Origin of the sequence: Vreelandella salicampi, from assembly GCF_013415105.1 — a bacterium.
In the GTDB taxonomy this organism is placed as follows: Bacteria; Pseudomonadota; Gammaproteobacteria; order Pseudomonadales; family Halomonadaceae; genus Vreelandella; species Vreelandella salicampi.
In genome coordinates this window covers 435890-451520 of the sequence record NZ_JACCDF010000001.1, presented here as the reverse complement: position 1 = coordinate 451520, position 15631 = coordinate 435890, and the positions used below count along the sequence as shown (strand labels likewise).

Sequence of the window (15631 nt, the reverse complement as noted above, 5' to 3'; positions counted from 1 at the left end):
CCTAATAAAAAGCAATGATGAGTCTACTGCTAGGGTGCCATAAGTAAACGTCTTGCGGGATGTGAGATATATCGCCAAGCTATGCGGATACCGTGAGCCAAGCTAAGAGAAGATGTCCATGACCGACCCTAATAATACCCGCCGCCATTCCGCCCCGGTCGTCGACGGCCCCGGCAAAGCCGCCAGCCGCGCGATGCTGCGCGCGGTGGGGTTTAACGACGACGATTTTAAAAAGCCCCAGGTAGGGGTGGCCTCGACCTGGAGCATGGTGACGCCGTGCAACAGCCACATTGGCGAGCTGGCCGAGTTTGCTCGTGATGGCGCAGATGCGGCCGGTGGTAAAGGCGTGATCTTTAATACCATCACTATTTCTGACGGTATCGCCAACGGCACCGAAGGCATGAAGTACTCGCTGGTATCGCGTGAGGTGATTGCCGATTCCATCGAAACCGTGGCGGGCTGCGAAGGCTTTGATGGCCTGGTGGCGATTGGTGGCTGCGACAAGAACATGCCCGGCTGTGTGATGGGCTTGGCGCGGCTTAATCGCCCCAGCGTGTTCGTTTACGGCGGCACCATCATGCCCGGCGAGGGCCACACCGATATCGTCTCGGTGTTTGAAGCTATGGGCGCCCACTCGCGTGGTGATATCGACCTGATCGAACTCAAAAATATCGAAGAGACGGCGATCCCCGGCCCTGGTTCCTGTGGCGGTATGTATACGGCCAACACTATGGCCTCGGCGATTGAAGCCTTGGGCATGAGCCTGCCGGGTAGCTCGGCGCAGAACGCCATCTCCCGCGATAAGCGCGAGGATTGCCAAGCGGCGGGCGAAGCCGTGCTGGCGCTACTGGCCGACGATATCAAGCCATCCGATATCATGACCCGCGAGGCATTCGAGAACGCGATCACCGTGGTGATTGCTCTGGGTGGTTCCACCAACGCCGTGCTGCACTTAATCGGCATGGCGAGCACCATTGGTGTCGAGCTATCGCTTGCCGACTTCACCGAGATTGGCAAACGCGTGCCGGTGTTGGCCGATTTGCGCCCTAGCGGCCACTATATGATGAGTGAGCTGGTGGCCATCGGCGGCATTCAGCCGCTGATGAAAGTCCTGCTGGACGTGGGCCTGCTGAACGGTGAGTGCCTGACGGTCACCGGCAAAACGCTGGCGGAAAACCTTGCCGACGTTGAGCCTTATCCGTTGGATCAGCAGATCATCGCGCCGCTGGGTAACCCGATTAAACAGGAAAGCCACCTGCGCATTCTGTTTGGCAATTTGGCGCCGGAAGGCTCGGTGGCCAAGATTACCGGCAAAGAAGGCACACGGTTTAGCGGTTCGGCGCGGGTGTTTGGCTCTGAAGAAGAAGCCCAGGCGCGCATCAACGACGGTACCGTTGTCGCCGGTGACGTGGTGGTGATTCGCTACGAAGGCCCCAAAGGCGGCCCCGGCATGCGCGAAATGCTCACGCCTACCTCGGCGATTATGGGCCGGGGCTTGGGTAGCGACGTGGCGTTGATTACCGATGGGCGTTTCTCCGGCGGCAGCCACGGCTTTGTGGTGGGCCACGTATCGCCCGAAGCCTTCGAGGGCGGCCCGCTGGCGCTGGTGGAAGACGGCGACACTATCACCATCGATGCCGAAGCCGACACCATTGAGGTGAGCGTGAGCGATGAGGAGCTGATGCGCCGCCGCGCTGCTTGGCAGCAGCCAGAACCGCGTTATCGCCGTGGCGTGTTGGCCAAGTATGCCAAGTTAGTGAGTTCCGCTAGTACCGGCGCGGTGACCGACAACGAAGACTAGGCTCTGCCTGAAAACTGGCTGCGCTCGCCGACTTTTCAGACCAAGCCTAACGCTGTCATCTGCATGTCAAACGCCAGGGTTAACCTGGCGTTTTTTTATGGGCGTAAAGGAAACCGTTTGATGACGACGCAACCGCTCTCCACAACGTCGCGGGTCAGCGAGGTGTTTAAGGCGTTTTTGCTCTTGGGGCTGACGTCCTTTGGCGGGCCGGTGGCGCATTTGGGATACTTTCGCAGCGAGTTTGTCGCCCGCCGCCAATGGTTGACCGAAAGCGCCTACGCCGATCTCGTCGCGTTGTGCCAGTTTTTGCCGGGGCCGGCGAGTAGCCAGGTGGGCTTTGCGCTGGGGTTGATGCGCGCAGGCCCCTGGGGCGCGGCCATGGCGTGGCTGGCGTTTACCCTGCCTTCCGCCATTGTGCTGGTGCTGTTTGCGTTTGGCGCAGCAGTGCTGGATGGCCCCATTGCCAGCGGGATCATTCACGGTTTAAAAGTCGTCGCGGTGGCGATTGTCGCCCACGCGGTGTGGGGCATGGCGCGCAATTTGTGCCCGGATAACACCCGTGCGGGGATCGCGCTTGCGGCGGTATTGACTGTGGTGATGGTAAGTGGCCCGCTGGGGCAGGTGGCGGCCATCGCGCTAGGCGGCTTAGTCGGGCTGGCGCTATGTCGCGATAGTGCTGCCGCCCCGGCAAGCGAGTCGCTTTCATTCCCGGTGTCTCGCCTTGCTGGGTTGGTCGCTCTGGGGCTATTTGGCGGGCTGCTGATTTTGCTGCCGCTACTGGCCGGAAGCGCCGGATGGCTAAATATTGCCGATGCGTTCTACCGTTCAGGCGCGCTGGTGTTTGGCGGGGGGCACGTGGTGCTGCCGCTACTCGAGGCGGAGGTCGTGCAGTCGGGCTGGGTGTCGGCCGAGCAATTTTTGACCGGCTATGGCGCCGCCCAGGCGATTCCGGGGCCGCTGTTTACCTTTTCGGCTTACTTGGGGGCGTTGATACCCGCAGGCGGTAGTTTACTTATCGCCGCGCTTTCGCTGCTGGCGATTTTTCTGCCGGGGTTTTTGCTGTTGGTGGGCATACTGCCGTTCTGGAACCGCTTTCGTCAGTGGCATTGGGCTCAGGCGCTGATGCGCGGCGCCAATGCGGCGGTAGTGGGTATTCTAGGGGCGGCGCTCTATCAGCCGGTGTGGACAAGTGCGATTCTCGGCCCGCCGGAGTTTGCCCTGGCGCTTACCGGTTTCTTGCTACTGACTGTGTGGAAGCTGCCCGCTTGGGCGGTGGTGATTGTGGTGGCGATGGGCGGTGTTTTTATCGCGCCCTAATTAGTGCTCTCTAAATACTATTTCCTAAACACTCGCCACTAAACATTCTTCTCTAAACAAGGTCCGGCATAAAAAACGGCCCCAGAGCGCATGAGGTGAACTGCGATCTGGGGCCGTTTGTTTTAGTATCACACCGAGATGTTTATGCCTTTATCAGACGCGGCTGACTTTTACCGGCAGTCCCTGCCGCACGCTAGCGCCGCTGATGGGTTCAAGCCAGGTGCCATCGACGTTGCGGGTGGGGTCTTTGAAGCCAAGGTTGTTAATGTTGATCCCCGCGCGCATCCACGGCATATCGGGCTGCGATTCCCCGTCGATGACATGCGGGGTGGCACCAAGGTCGCGGTGGCCGTAGCCGTGCTCGATACCTAACGAACCCGGCATCACGCTCTCGCTTACCAAGGCCAGCCCAATCACACTACCGCCGGGGCTTTCGATGCGAATGGTGTCACCGTGGGCGATGCCGAAGCGCTCAGCGTCTTGGCGGTGCATTTGCACTGGGTTGTAAGGCTTGATCATACGCAGCCGCTCGTTACCGATGGCGTAGGAGTTCATCAGACTCGACTTGAACGAGAACGCCAGAAGCGGCCAATCGTCTTCGGTGAATATCTCGCGCATGGTTTGCTTGTTCGCCAGCAGCGGTAGGCTGTGGTAGGGCACGCCGCGATTAGGCTTGCCGCTCGTGGTGTCGATGCTGGTGCCCACGGTTTCGTTGTAAACGCAGAGCGTGCGACGCCAGGCGCTGGTTAAGCGCTCGCCTTTGAAGTGATCGCTAAAATCTTCAAAGCGCCCGCCACGCGCGTACAGATAAGCCACGCGGCCGCGCTCCTCCGGCTTTAAGGTGCGCTCAATTTTGGGCAGCAAAGGTGCGATACCGCTGTGGGCGATATCAGCATCGCTGGCTTCTGGCAGCGGGTCGTTTTGAAAGGTGATATTGGCTGCGGCGCGTAAGTAGTAGTCTTCCGCGCGATTGAGCGGGTGCAGGTTGCCCTCGGCATCAGGAATGGCGTCATCGCCGAAGCCAGCAAGCCCCAAGCGCTTGGCGACGGCTATAAAGAAGCTATCTAGCGAGACCGGTTCGCCCTCGGCGCTTTTTTGCTGGCGCGGTTCCACCACCGGCCAGCAGGCGGTGGTCATCTTGCCCAGCGTGCCTTTCCACGCGCCGGCAAAGCCCCATACCTCGTACATCACCGAATCCGGCACGATGTAGTCGGCGTAGCGGTTAGTTTCGTTGATGAAACCATCTACCGCGACGAATAGCCCGAGGCGTTTCGGGTCTTTGAGCTTATCGGCAATCAGCGCTTCAAGCCCGGCTTGGCCGTAGATCGGATTTGCCATGCAGCCGATCACCGCTTTGATCGGGTAGGGATAGCCGTCAAGCGCTGAAGGCAAGTGCTCGGTGAGCGTTGGCGGCGCTAAAGAGCGCCACGGTGCTTTGGCGGGGTAGGGGGTTTCCCCGGCGGCGACTTTGCGTTGGTACTCTGATGACTTCTCGTAGGGAAAGCGCGAGCGGGAGAGGAAAACGCCCTGTGGGCCGCGCTTACCAGGGAAATTGGCCAGATCATAACGCGGGCCTTCGCCGGTGCCGTTGAAGGTGCCACCGCCCACGGCGCTGCCGCCTTTCATGTTGTAGTTGCCCGCTAACAAGTTGAGCATCTGCACGCCGAACGCGGCGTAGAAGCCATTGCCGGACATCATGCCGCCGTGGCAGTTCACCGCCGCGCGGCGACCGTGCTTAGCAAAGCGGGTGGCCAGTTCGACAATAGTGGCTTCCGGGATGCCGCAATGCTCGGCGTAGGTGGCAAGGTCATACTCGTTGGCCGCTTCGCGCAGCAAGGTCATGCTGCTTTTGACTCGCACGCGCTCGCCATCCGTCAGCTCTACTTCGCGGTCGACAAAAAGTTCGGCGGCCATCACGTCTTCGCTGTTTGTCAGCACGCCATTGGTCATCACCATAGGGGCGTCGTTGTCGCTTCCGGCCTCAGCTAGGCCAAGGTCGCTGGTGCGCAGGAAGTGGCCGCGGCGGGGGTAATCCTCGCTGTCGATGACGAGATGCGTGGCATTGGAGTGGGTCGCTTCACCGGCGGCATCGGCGGCGGCTTTACCCGGTAGTTCCAGAAATGCGTGAGCGTAGCCTTGGTGATTTAACAGCCACTGAATCACTCCCATAGCAAAGGCGCTATCGGTGCCCGGTGTGATGGGTACCCAGTGGTTATGATCCGCCGCGTGCGAGGCGGAGGTATTCAAACCGGGGTCAATCACCACGTATTCGAGGGTGCCTGCAGCGCGCGCTTGAGCAATTAATCGACCTTGGCGCTTGAATGGGTTGCCGGCTTGGCTGGGCGCGGTGCCGATGTACATGATAAAGCGCGCGTGCTGAATATCTGGCTTCACGTGGGCGTTTTTGGCGAGGTCATTCATTACCGCGCCCGAGCCCATGCGAAACGCCAGGCCGCAGTAGGAGCCGTGGTGGCCGTAGTTGCGGGTGGCAAAGGCGTTGAAAGCAAAGCGTTTGAGCAGGCTGGAACGGCCGTAATCGGTCGCCTCCATCACCATCAGCTGGTTGGCCTTGGGGCCGTATTCGGGGTTTTCCGGGTCAATCAGCGTGTCGTGATCGTGAATGTCGCGCAGGCCGTCGACATGGCCTTCACCAAAGAGATCGCCCCCTTCGCAGATATCTTCGATCAGTTGCTCAAACGAGATTTTTTGCCAGCGTCGCTCACCACGACCGCCTACACGCTTTAGGCAGTGGTCGACGCGAAAGGGGTTGTCTAGCTGGCTCATCATGGCGTTGCCGCGTGCGCAGGCGGTGGAGCGGTTGGCTTGGCCTTGATCACCATAGGCGCTGACGCTGCGCAGCGCATCAACCACCGGCGTGCGCATGGGCAGATGCTCATCGGCAGAGAGCGGGTGATAAGGGTTGCCCGCTACGCGCAGCACTTTATCGCTGGTGTTATCGATACGCACCCGCACGCCGCACTTGGTGGTGCAGCCGTAGCAGATGGTAAAGGCGGTGCGTTGATCCGGGTTGAGGGTTAATTCACCGCTATCAAGGTCGACGCGGTATTCCGGTGCAAGCGAGTTGCCATGAATAGGGTGGTTGGGCGTCTCCCCGGCGCTGCCGGTGGTGCCTTTGGCCATCTTCATTAGCGGGTCGGCGTAACCGGCAACGAAGGTGACAGCGCCTCCCGCGGCGGCAGCGCCTTTAAGGAAGCGACGGCGTGATGAATCCACGGAAGACTTAGCCATGGTGGGCGGCTCCTTTGACAGCAGCGTGATCAGAATCGGTAACGGGGTTAGCCGGGGCGTGGCCGCCTTGCGTTGCGTGGCGCCAGGGGATGAAAAGCTCAATGACTAGCACAGCGGCAAGCCAAAGGCCGAAGGTGCCGATGATGCCGAGCAGCCCGGCTGAGCCAGCTGGAATGCCATAGTGGTGAAAACCGGCGCTATGGCGCGCGACGGTTTGTACGTCCATCAACACGACCCAACGGAACATCCAGCCCATGTGAATGGCGAAAAGACCCACAAGCCAAGCCCAGCACAATAGCGAGCGTTGCTGCTCGCCTCGGCGCGTTAGCATCCACAGCACAACGGCCAACAACAAAACCCCTGATATTAGGCCCCATAGCGCAGTATCGCGCCAAGAAGGGCTGTGGCGCACAGATTCCAGCGCGGCGGTAACCGAGCCGATATTGGCATTGATGCCGTCAAGCAGCCAAGTCAGCGCCATCAGCCCGGCAATCGCACAGGCGGCTAACAACACCTTTAGCATTTGCATGTTAGTGGCGTGCTTGCGAACGCCGCTTACCCGGTTGAGCACGAGCAACAAACCCGCCGCTGCAATAAAGCCGGTGGCAACTAACATGGGCGGTAGCCACATGGTGTGCCAAAGCGGGCGCGCTTTGACGATGGCAAGCTCCGCACCGGTGTAAAGCATGATGCCGCTGGAGAGCAGCAAAGCGACAAGCCCGACCAAGACCACTAACGCACGTGGGGTGGCGCTAGTGCCGAATGCGAGTCGGCGCGCGACAAAACCGCTGATACCCGACGCTTCTCGGTTGTCGTGTAGCGCCGGGCGCCAAGCAAGCCAGGTGAGAGCCAGCACGCTGACGACATAAAGCGGCAGAATCAGGCTGCCAATCGACATCCACGAACTTTCAGTGGCGTAGGCGTAGAAGTGCCAGAAGCGAAGCGGCTGGTGTAGATCCGCCAGCAGTGCCACTGGGGCGACAAGCGTGGTGGTGACGCAGGCTAAAAGCGCCAAACGCGCGGTAGGTAGCCACGCCTTTTTGCCTAACACCAGCGCGGGGGCGGCGAGCCACAACGTGGCGTAGGAAAGCGCGATCATAAAAAAATACTGCACCGCCCAGGGGTACCAAGCAATATCATAGCGTGGGGCAAGTAGCTCAATGGTGGAATTCATAGCCCATCTCCTGACCGTGGGGGTCTAACACTTCTAGGGTGACCGGCTCAGCATTCGGACGCGTGATAAAGCGCTCGTCCATGCCGAGATAGAAGACCTGGGGCGCGGTGTTTTTTTCCGGCTGTAACACCATCAGCTCGTCACGGTAGTCGGCGATCATGCGACTGATCTGGCTTTCTGAGTTGCGCATGTCGCCGATGATCCGTGCGCCGCCCACGCAGCTTTCAACGCACGCAGGTAATAAGCCGGCTTCTAAGCGGTGCGCGCAAAACGTGCATTTGTCGGCGGTTTGGGTTTTATCGTTGATAAAGCGGGCGTCATAAGGGCAGGCGTTAACGCAGTAAGCGCATCCGACACAGCGGTCGCTATCCACCACCACAATGCCGTCGCGCTGTTGATAGGTTGCCTCCACCGGGCAAACGGGCACGCAGGGCGGATTCTCACAGTGATTGCAAAGCCTGGGCAGCATAAAGGTGGCGAGTTCGCCGCTCTCTTGATGCTCGACTTCATACTGCGCCACGGTGGTGCGAAATTTGCCCAGCGGCGCGTCGTTTTCGATATGGCAAGATACCGTGCAGGCTTGGCAACCGATACACCGACGCAGGTCAATCAGCATGCCGTAGCGTTTCGTCGGATCGCCTTCACGGCGAAGTGGTTGTTGATTAATGCCGGCTTGGGCAACGCTTGCCAGTGGCACGAGTGCTGCACCCGCACTGAGACGAGCGAGTTGGCCGAGTAGCGAGCGGCGGATGGGATCCATAGCGACTCCTGAACTTAGCAGAGGATCACTCTACAGGGTGAAACGTCGGGTTAAGGTTCAGGATAGGGGTTGCGCTATAGAAAAAATTGACGCGTATCAATGGCTTATATCGGGTTTTTTAATGCTCACTTAATCTTATGGGTAAGGGGTTGTTTGCTAACAAAAAAAGCCAACCGCATAGCGGTTGGCTTTTACCCGATGAAGGGCTCTTTTTCAGGGCGCGTTAATGCAGAGGCGCCTCCGTCTCTAATGTGCGACGCAAAACGTAGAGTTCGTCTACGTTAAGGTGCTCAAGCCTGCCAGCGAGAAGATCGCTTACCTTCTGTACCGGTAGTCCCGCCCGCCGAGCAATTTCACGGCTGCCGAGTTCGGAGACGGCGATAAGGCGGATAATAATACGCATTAGTCGCGTACGTTTTTCTAACTCCCTGACGTCAAGTTCGTCAGGGCAGCTTCGCGGAGGGTCGGTCATTTCCGCGTTTGCATATGAGCGTGCCGTACTCATGAGGCTCCATCAGGTCTGAAGTGACATCGACACAATGCCGCTAAGTGACGCGCTTTTCAATGCCCATTTGGTGAAAAGTTGATATCGCCCCAAAGCGCCCGCATGGGAGCGTGCTCTGGTAGACTATCGGCCTTATTTTTAACGTGGCGTTATGATCGCCGAGGAGTGAAAAATGTCGTCAAACAGCGCGCCCAAAGTGGGGGTGATTATGGGGTCTAAATCGGATTGGCCCGTCATGGAGCACGCCGTTGCCATGCTAGAGCGTTTAGGCGTGGCGTATGAAACGCGCGTGGTGTCTGCCCACCGTACGCCTGATCTGCTGTTTGACTATGCTAAAGGCGCGGCTGCGCGGGGATTGCAGGTCATTGTGGCCGGTGCCGGCGGTGCTGCGCATCTACCCGGCATGGTCGCCTCACAAACGCCGCTGCCTGTGTTGGGCGTGCCGGTGGAGTCGAAAGCGCTGAAAGGGCTCGACTCACTGCTTTCTATCGCGCAAATGCCCGGCGGTATCGCCGTGGGCACGCTGGCGATTGGCAAAGCGGGTGCTACCAACGCAGGCTTGCTGGCGGCGCAAATCATCGGCCTGCAAGAGCCTGCCGTACGCGAGGCCGTCGACGCTTTTCGGGCTGAACAAACCCGCACCGTACTCGATAACCCCGACCCGCGCCCTGACACAGAGTAAAGGAGGTGAGCATGAATATTGGTGTCTTAGGCGCAGGCCAACTCGGACGTATGTTGGCGCTAGCGGGCTATCCGCTGGGCAATCGCTTCACCTTTTTGGATACTACCGGCAAGCCTAGCGCCGGTATCGGTGAGGTGATCATTGACCCTGACAATCAGCACCTGGCGGAATTTCTCGCCAACGTCGACGTAGTGACCTATGAGTTTGAGCATTTGCCGGTCACGCTGGTGCGCGAAATCGAAAAGCACAAACCGGTCTACCCCGGCAGTCGTGCCATTGAGGTGTGCCAAAACCGCGTCGAAGAGAAAGCGCTGTTTGATCGGTTGAATATTCCCACGCCGGCGTATCGCGTGGTGCAAAGCGCTGAGCAGTTAGAGGCCGCCGCACGCGAGCTGGGTTGCCCGGTGGTTGCCAAGTCGGTGACCGAAGGCTACGACGGTAAAAGCCAAACCGTGCTGAAAGCGCCGGAACAGGCGCGCGAGGCGTGGGCAAGCATCAACCACACGCAGCTGATCGTTGAAGCATTTGTCGACTTTGTCCGCGAAGTCTCGATGATTGCCGTGCGCGGTCGCGACGGCGAGGTGAAGTTTTACCCCATGGCAGAGAACCAGCACGTTGATGGGATTCTGCGCTACTCGATTGCGCCGCTGCCGGATCTCGCTGCGGCTGTGCAACAAACCGCCGATAACTACATTCGCGCCCTGCTTGATGAACTGGACTACGTTGGCGTGTTAGCGCTGGAGTTGTTTCAGACCCGCGATGGAAAGCTATTAGCTAATGAAATGGCACCACGGGTGCATAACTCTGGCCACTGGACCATGAACGGAGCGGTCACCAGCCAGTTTGAAAATCACCTGCGCGCAGTTCAAGGCTTGCCGCTGGGTGAGACACAAGCGATTGCGCCGACCTGCATGGTGAACGTGATTGGCCGTGAACCGCAAAGCGCTGAAGTGCTGCAATTGGAAAACGCGCACCTGCACCGCTATGACAAGAGCGAGCGTGCCGGGCGCAAGCTTGCGCATATTAACCTGGTGGCGAAAAACCACGCTGAGCTTCTTAAAAAGGTTCAAACGTGCGCGGCACTGCTGCCAGATGCCCCGGCGCCCGTCTTTCATTTTGTGCCCTAACGAGCACGCCACTGGCACTTGCTTCTCTTTTGCGTTAAATATAACTAACCGTCTAGTCAGGCCGCCGTTGGGCGGCCTGAAGTGTCTAAGGCGTTTTGGCCTGTACGGTTTATCTAAAACTTGTTCTGAATGTCCATAGTATTTGGTATATAAAAATAATCGAATATTAGCGCCGTTAGTCAGCGCATAAAAAACGGAGTTTGTATGCCTAACGCTTCATCCACTGCGACAGCGTCCGGGCTTCGCAGTGACTTTCGTCGTGAACACTATGTCACGCTCAAACGGCTGCGCAGTGAGAAAGTGCGCTTACTTTACGACAAGCTGTGGCAACCGGTGTTGGCAAGCGTCGTAGCGGCTATTTTGCTGGTGGCAGCGCTGTGGCCGGTCGTGTCAGCGGAGATATTGCTTGGCTGGTTGGTGTCTGTGGTCGTGGTGTCTGGCGTACGCCTGGGCATTGCGTACCGTTACCATCAGTTGCCAATCATGCAGCAGCAGCGCCGGCGTTGGCTGTGGCGCTTCAGTGCAGGGGCCATCGCCGCTGGCTGTGTGTGGGGCGCGGGGAGCTGGTTATTGTTTACCCCGGAACACAGCGGTCAAGTCGCCGCACTCGCCATTGTAATGTCAGGCATTACCGCAGGAGGCGTCACCACGCTTTCCGCCGTTTGGTGGGTGGCGCTGGGGTTTGTGCTGCCGATTATGCTGCCTTTATTAATACGGTTTATATGGCTCGGTACGCCCCTGGCGATGTTGATTGGGGTGGTGCTCGTGCTGTTTTTGGGGCTGATTTTTGTGGCTAGCCGCCGCTTCAGCCGCATTATTCACGATAACATCGCCCTGCGCGTTAGCATGGCCGCGCGCGAGACCATGTTGTTAGAGAGTGAAAACCGCTACCGCTCGATCTTTAACCATTCGCCGCTTGGGGTGGTGCACTTTGATTGCGATGGCCAAATTACCGACTGCAATGACAAGTTGCTGACGATCTTGGGCGTGGAGCGCGGCCAGATGATGGGCTATAACATGCTGGCGCCTTCCGCCGACCCAGGCGTGGCAAAGGGAGTGCGCGATGCACTATCGCGCGGTACGGGCTACTACGAAGGCACCTACGTATTGCCTAAAGCCGAGCAGGGCACACCGCTGCGCGTATTTTTCAATGCGGTGCATAGTGCCGGGAAAGAGAAAGTCGGTGGCGTGGCGATCATCGAAGATTTTACCGAGCGCAAGCGCTACGAGGCGATTATTTACCGCCAAGCCTACTATGATGCGCTGACCGACATGCCCAATCGGCGGCTATTTATTGAGCGCCTTGAGACGCTGTGGCGTTCGCCAACGCCATGCAGGGGCATGCTGCTGTTTATGGACCTGGACCGTTTCAAACTTATCAACGACACGCTAGGACATGCCGCAGGGGATGATCTGCTGGTGCAGGTCGCCCGCCGGTTAGGTAGCTGCCTCGGCGAAAACGATATTGCGGCGCGTTTAAGCGGCGATGAGTTTGTGCTGCTCGCACGTTTTGATGATGCCTCAGACACTACTGCCATTGAGGCCCACGCCACGGCCTATGCCGAGCGCGTACAGCATGCGCTATCCGCCTCGTACCGCCTGGAAAGCCGCTGGGTCGATGTCACGCCCAGCATTGGGTACACCTGCATCAACAGCGCCGAACTTGATCACGAAGAAGCGCTCAAGCAGGCAGATATTGCTATGTACCGGGCAAAAAGCGCAGGGCGTGATCGCATGTGCCGTTATCAGACCGAGATGCGCGATGATTTCCAGCGCGACGCCGAGCGGGATATAACGCCTCACGACTAATGCAAAAAGCCCGGCAAGTGGAAGTGCTGGGCTAACGTGAGCGGGGTCAACGCCTTAGCAGTTATCGCTGTCGAGAAGCATTGCCTTGTCAACGGGGTATTGAATAATCGCTAGGCTCTGTCTGAAAACTGGCTGCGCTCGACCATACGGCGTTAAAAATCGGCTCAAAGTACTCATTTACACTACGTAAACTCCGTCTTTTCGCCGATTTTTGCCTTGTCTGGCCTTCGCTCGCCGACTTTTCAGACAAAGCCTAATTGTATGATCGTTAACCAGGTGCTTCTGGCGTAAACGGGTTTGATCTGCGACGCTTGCCTGTAAGAGTGTGGTAAAGCATCTGGATTAAGCGATAAATAAAAATAACGTCTACAACCGCTCACATGTGACCAAATACTATCATTATTGTTCGATTGGTTTCTGAGGAATGTCAGGAGGTAAGAAAATGCCAGAAAAACGAGGCGATAAAATACCTCTTTCCTCAACCAAGAGCGATGCATACTCGCTGACGGCTGACTCAAAAAGTGTACAGAATTTCTATGAGTTGATTGAAAACCTGCCAATGGTCGCCGTGCAGGGTTATAACAAAAAGCGCGAAGTTATTTATTGGAATGAAGCAAGCCGGCGTCTTTACGGCTATACCCGGGAGGAAGCGCAGGGAAAGTTATTAGAAGATTTGATTATCCCTGATTCTATGCGCGAAGACGTGATTGCCGCTCACCAGAACTGGTTAGATAACAATATTGATATTCCCTCAGAGGAAATTGAGCTAAAACACAAAGATGGTCACCTTATTCCTGTTTATTCCAGCCATGTGATGATTAAGCAGGATACTGGTGACTGCGAAATGTTTTGCATCGATATTTGCCTTCAGGAGCAGAAAGAAGCCAACGAAAAGCTGTATCGGATAGCACATTTTGACAATTTAACCCAGCTGCCCAACAGGCGGTTGATGGAGTTTGAATTGTCAAAGTATCTTGCCGTCGCAGAACGACGACCAGAGAGTCAAGTCGCGGTAGTGTTTATTGATTTGGATAATTTCAAGTTGATCAATGACACCCTTGGGCATCATTATGGTGACGATCTCTTGCAGGCGATTGCTGAGCGTCTTAAAAAAGAAATTCGTAGTTGCGATCTACTAAGCCGATTCGGTGGTGACGAGTTTGTATTGTTGCTATTTGATTTCGATAGAACCGAAAGTATTTATGAACTTCTTCAGCGTTTAATTAGCGTGCTAGATCAAGGCTTTGTTCTGGATGGCGTTCGTTATCAGATGACAGCCAGTTTTGGTGTCAGCCTTTTTCCCGATGATGGCTCGACAGTGGTAGAGCTTATGGGAAACGCTGATGCTGCCATGTACCAGGCTAAAGAGTCAGGAAAAAACAGTATTTGTTTTTACACCTCTGACATTAATGATCAGTTGGTTCACTATCAGGAAGTGACGGCACTTCTTCGAAATGCACTGGCTGCCGACAGTCTGCAACTTTATTTTCAGCCTCAAATTGATTTGAAAAACGGAGAAATATATTCCTGCGAGGCCCTACTGCGATGCTTCGATGGAAGTTCTCAGCCGGTTTCTCCGTCCATTTTCATTCCAATAGCAGAGAAATCAGGGCTAATTAATCGTATTGGCGACTGGGTAATTGAAAACGCCTGCAGACAGCTTAAAGCTTGGCAGGGTACAGCGCTTGAAAAGATACGGGTTGATGTTAATTTATCGGGTCGGCAGCTGACGAATCAGCACTTAGCCGACTACATCCTGCAGACGCTATACGACCATGACCTCTCTCCCTCTCAATTAGGCGTGGAACTGACAGAGAATGAAGTGATTGGTGTGGAAGGGGAGCAAATAAGGCAACTCAAGATATTGAAGCAGGCGGGCGTGCATATTTCCATTGACGACTTCGGTACGGGGTATTCCTCTCTGGTTTATTTGCGAAATTTACCCGTTTGCAGCCTTAAGATTGATAGAAACTTTCTTCATCATGCCATGGAAAATGATAGCGATATGGCGATCTTGCAGGCCATTATTACGGTTGGGCACTGCCTTGGTTTGACGGTGGTGGTGGAAGGCGTGGAAACCGCTGATCAAGACAGCCTAGTTAAAGATTTAAACTGTGATTTAGCGCAGGGGTTTCTTCACGCAAGGCCTATGCCGGCAAATGAGATGCCGTTATTCCTCGCTGATAGGGGGCAGATCAAAGAGCGATAGGCGTCGTTGGTTGTGTGAAATAAACCTCCCCAGCGGGCTGGGAAGGTTTTTTAGTTACTCTCTACTAAATAGTAACTCTCCGCTAAATAGTAACTCTCCGCTAAATAGTTACTCTTCGCCGAAGTAGCGCTGATGAATTTCGTCGTAAGTGCCGTCTTCTTCCAGCGACTCAAGCGCGTCGTTGAATTTCTCGGCGAGTGCTTCATCGCGTTGGCGGAAGGCGATACCAAAGCCATCGCCAAAGTACGCTTTTGGCTCGGTGATCATGTCGCCGATCACTTTGTAGTTGCGGTTATTGCTGTCTAAAAGCGTTGCCTTGCCAACCGGGTAGTCGAGGAAAAGGATGTCGAGACGCTCGGCTTCCATATCGAGGACCATATCGTCAGCGGTGGCGTAGCGGTTAACGTCAGCCACGTCGCCGTACATATCGGTAACGTAGTTGTCCTGAAGGGTGCCGCGCTGAACGCCGATGGTAAGATCTTCAAGCGACGCTTCGGTAGTTTCTTCAAGCTCGCTGGTGGCGGGCGCAAACCAGGCAGAGGGGGGTGTGAAGTAAGGCTCGGAGAAGAGTACTTGCTCACGGCGTTCATCGTTAATCGTCATCGACGACATAATAGCGTCGTACTTGCGCGCCATTAGCCCGGGGATGATGCCGTCCCAGCCTTGTACCACCCATTCGCACTGAATGCCGATTTCGGCGCAAAGCGCGTTACCCAGGTCGATATCAAAACCGGTCAGCTCACCGTCGGGCGTGCGGTATTCCATGGGTTCGTAAGGCACATCCACACCGATGCGAATCTCATCGTAATCGCGCGCCTGAGCACTGGTGGCGGCAACGGCTAAGCTGAGAATGGACAGTGACAGCACTTTTTTCATGGTATTGCTTGGCATCAAGCGGGTCATAACATTTCTCCAGAAGTAATGAGTTCACCTAATGGTGATCACCATTAATTTACCCCAGCCAAGCGTTGAGGCAAAGCCTAACGCTTAAAACAAAC

11 protein-coding genes are annotated in these 15631 nt (G+C 56.5%); 6 read left to right on the top strand and 5 right to left on the bottom strand.

Annotation, left to right across the window (positions count from 1 at the left end; all coding sequences use genetic code 11):
* Positions 1 to 118: 118 nt before the first annotated feature.
* Both ilvD and chrA read left to right on the top strand, forming a co-directional pair.
* Complete coding sequence (gene ilvD, locus HZS81_RS02160; protein ID WP_179928890.1) at positions 119 to 1801, top strand: dihydroxy-acid dehydratase; 1683 nt, start codon at positions 119 to 121, stop codon at positions 1799 to 1801.
* A 120-nt stretch (positions 1802 to 1921) separates the two neighbouring features.
* Positions 1922 to 3118, top strand: coding sequence for a chromate efflux transporter (gene chrA / locus HZS81_RS02155; protein WP_179928889.1), 1197 nt, complete (start codon positions 1922 to 1924; stop codon positions 3116 to 3118).
* A 153-nt stretch (positions 3119 to 3271) separates the two neighbouring features.
* On the opposite strand, the gene HZS81_RS02150 is transcribed toward chrA, so the two are convergent.
* The 4 genes from HZS81_RS02150 to HZS81_RS02135 form a co-directional block, all read right to left on the bottom strand.
* Positions 3272 to 6367, bottom strand: a complete 3096-nt coding sequence (locus HZS81_RS02150; protein WP_179928888.1) for a molybdopterin dinucleotide binding domain-containing protein — start codon at positions 6365 to 6367, stop codon at positions 3272 to 3274.
* Positions 6360 to 7541, bottom strand: coding sequence for an NrfD/PsrC family molybdoenzyme membrane anchor subunit (nrfD, locus tag HZS81_RS02145; RefSeq protein ID WP_179928887.1), 1182 nt, complete (start codon positions 7539 to 7541; stop codon positions 6360 to 6362). Before nrfD ends, HZS81_RS02150 begins: the two co-directional genes overlap by 8 nt.
* Positions 7525 to 8301 (bottom strand): sulfate reduction electron transfer complex DsrMKJOP subunit DsrO, encoded by a 777-nt coding sequence (dsrO, locus tag HZS81_RS02140; RefSeq protein WP_179928886.1) that lies wholly within the window; start codon positions 8299 to 8301, stop codon positions 7525 to 7527. Before dsrO ends, nrfD begins: the two co-directional genes overlap by 17 nt.
* A gap of 223 nt (positions 8302 to 8524) precedes the next feature.
* Positions 8525 to 8806 carry an XRE family transcriptional regulator gene (locus HZS81_RS02135; protein ID WP_179928885.1) on the bottom strand — a complete coding sequence of 94 codons (282 nt, stop codon included), beginning with the start codon at positions 8804 to 8806 and terminating at the stop codon, positions 8525 to 8527.
* 172 nt (positions 8807 to 8978) lie between these two features.
* On the opposite strand from HZS81_RS02135, the gene purE reads away from it, so the two are divergent.
* From purE to HZS81_RS02115, 4 genes are all read left to right on the top strand, one after another.
* The gene (gene purE, locus HZS81_RS02130; protein ID WP_179928884.1) at positions 8979 to 9488 is read left to right on the top strand and encodes a 5-(carboxyamino)imidazole ribonucleotide mutase; all 510 of its coding nucleotides are present in this window, start codon (positions 8979 to 8981) and stop codon (positions 9486 to 9488) included.
* An 11-nt stretch (positions 9489 to 9499) separates the two neighbouring features.
* Complete coding sequence (locus HZS81_RS02125; RefSeq protein ID WP_179928883.1) at positions 9500 to 10615, top strand: 5-(carboxyamino)imidazole ribonucleotide synthase; 1116 nt, start codon at positions 9500 to 9502, stop codon at positions 10613 to 10615.
* Positions 10616 to 10819: 204 nt separating this feature from the next.
* The gene (locus HZS81_RS02120) at positions 10820 to 12424 is read left to right on the top strand and encodes a sensor domain-containing diguanylate cyclase (RefSeq protein WP_179928882.1); all 1605 of its coding nucleotides are present in this window, start codon (positions 10820 to 10822) and stop codon (positions 12422 to 12424) included.
* Positions 12425 to 12866: 442 nt separating this feature from the next.
* A complete protein-coding gene (locus tag HZS81_RS02115) occupies positions 12867 to 14633 on the top strand; it encodes a putative bifunctional diguanylate cyclase/phosphodiesterase (RefSeq protein ID WP_179928881.1) in 1767 nt (588 codons plus the stop codon).
* Positions 14634 to 14741: 108 nt separating this feature from the next.
* Here HZS81_RS02115 and HZS81_RS02110 read toward each other — a convergent pair whose 3' ends face one another.
* Positions 14742 to 15509 carry a transporter substrate-binding domain-containing protein gene (locus tag HZS81_RS02110; RefSeq protein ID WP_179929032.1) on the bottom strand — a complete coding sequence of 256 codons (768 nt, stop codon included), beginning with the start codon at positions 15507 to 15509 and terminating at the stop codon, positions 14742 to 14744.
* Between the last annotated feature and the right edge of the window lie 122 nt (positions 15510 to 15631).

Bases quoted from the DNA above. Each gene is read 5' to 3' on its own strand.
- ilvD (WP_179928890.1), top strand. From the start codon at position 119: ATGACCGACCCTAATAATACCCGCCGCCATTCCGCCCCGGTCGTCGAC.
- chrA (WP_179928889.1), top strand. From the start codon at position 1,922: ATGACGACGCAACCGCTCTCCACAACGTCGCGGGTCAGCGAGGTGTTT.
- HZS81_RS02150 (WP_179928888.1), bottom strand. From the start codon at position 6,367: ATGGCTAAGTCTTCCGTGGATTCATCACGCCGTCGCTTCCTTAAAGGC.
- nrfD (WP_179928887.1), bottom strand. From the start codon at position 7,541: ATGAATTCCACCATTGAGCTACTTGCCCCACGCTATGATATTGCTTGG.
- dsrO (WP_179928886.1), bottom strand. From the start codon at position 8,301: ATGGATCCCATCCGCCGCTCGCTACTCGGCCAACTCGCTCGTCTCAGT.
- HZS81_RS02135 (WP_179928885.1), bottom strand. From the start codon at position 8,806: ATGAGTACGGCACGCTCATATGCAAACGCGGAAATGACCGACCCTCCG.
- purE (WP_179928884.1), top strand. From the start codon at position 8,979: ATGTCGTCAAACAGCGCGCCCAAAGTGGGGGTGATTATGGGGTCTAAA.
- HZS81_RS02125 (WP_179928883.1), top strand. From the start codon at position 9,500: ATGAATATTGGTGTCTTAGGCGCAGGCCAACTCGGACGTATGTTGGCG.
- HZS81_RS02120 (WP_179928882.1), top strand. From the start codon at position 10,820: ATGCCTAACGCTTCATCCACTGCGACAGCGTCCGGGCTTCGCAGTGAC.
- HZS81_RS02115 (WP_179928881.1), top strand. From the start codon at position 12,867: ATGCCAGAAAAACGAGGCGATAAAATACCTCTTTCCTCAACCAAGAGC.
- HZS81_RS02110 (WP_179929032.1), bottom strand. From the start codon at position 15,509: ATGAAAAAAGTGCTGTCACTGTCCATTCTCAGCTTAGCCGTTGCCGCC.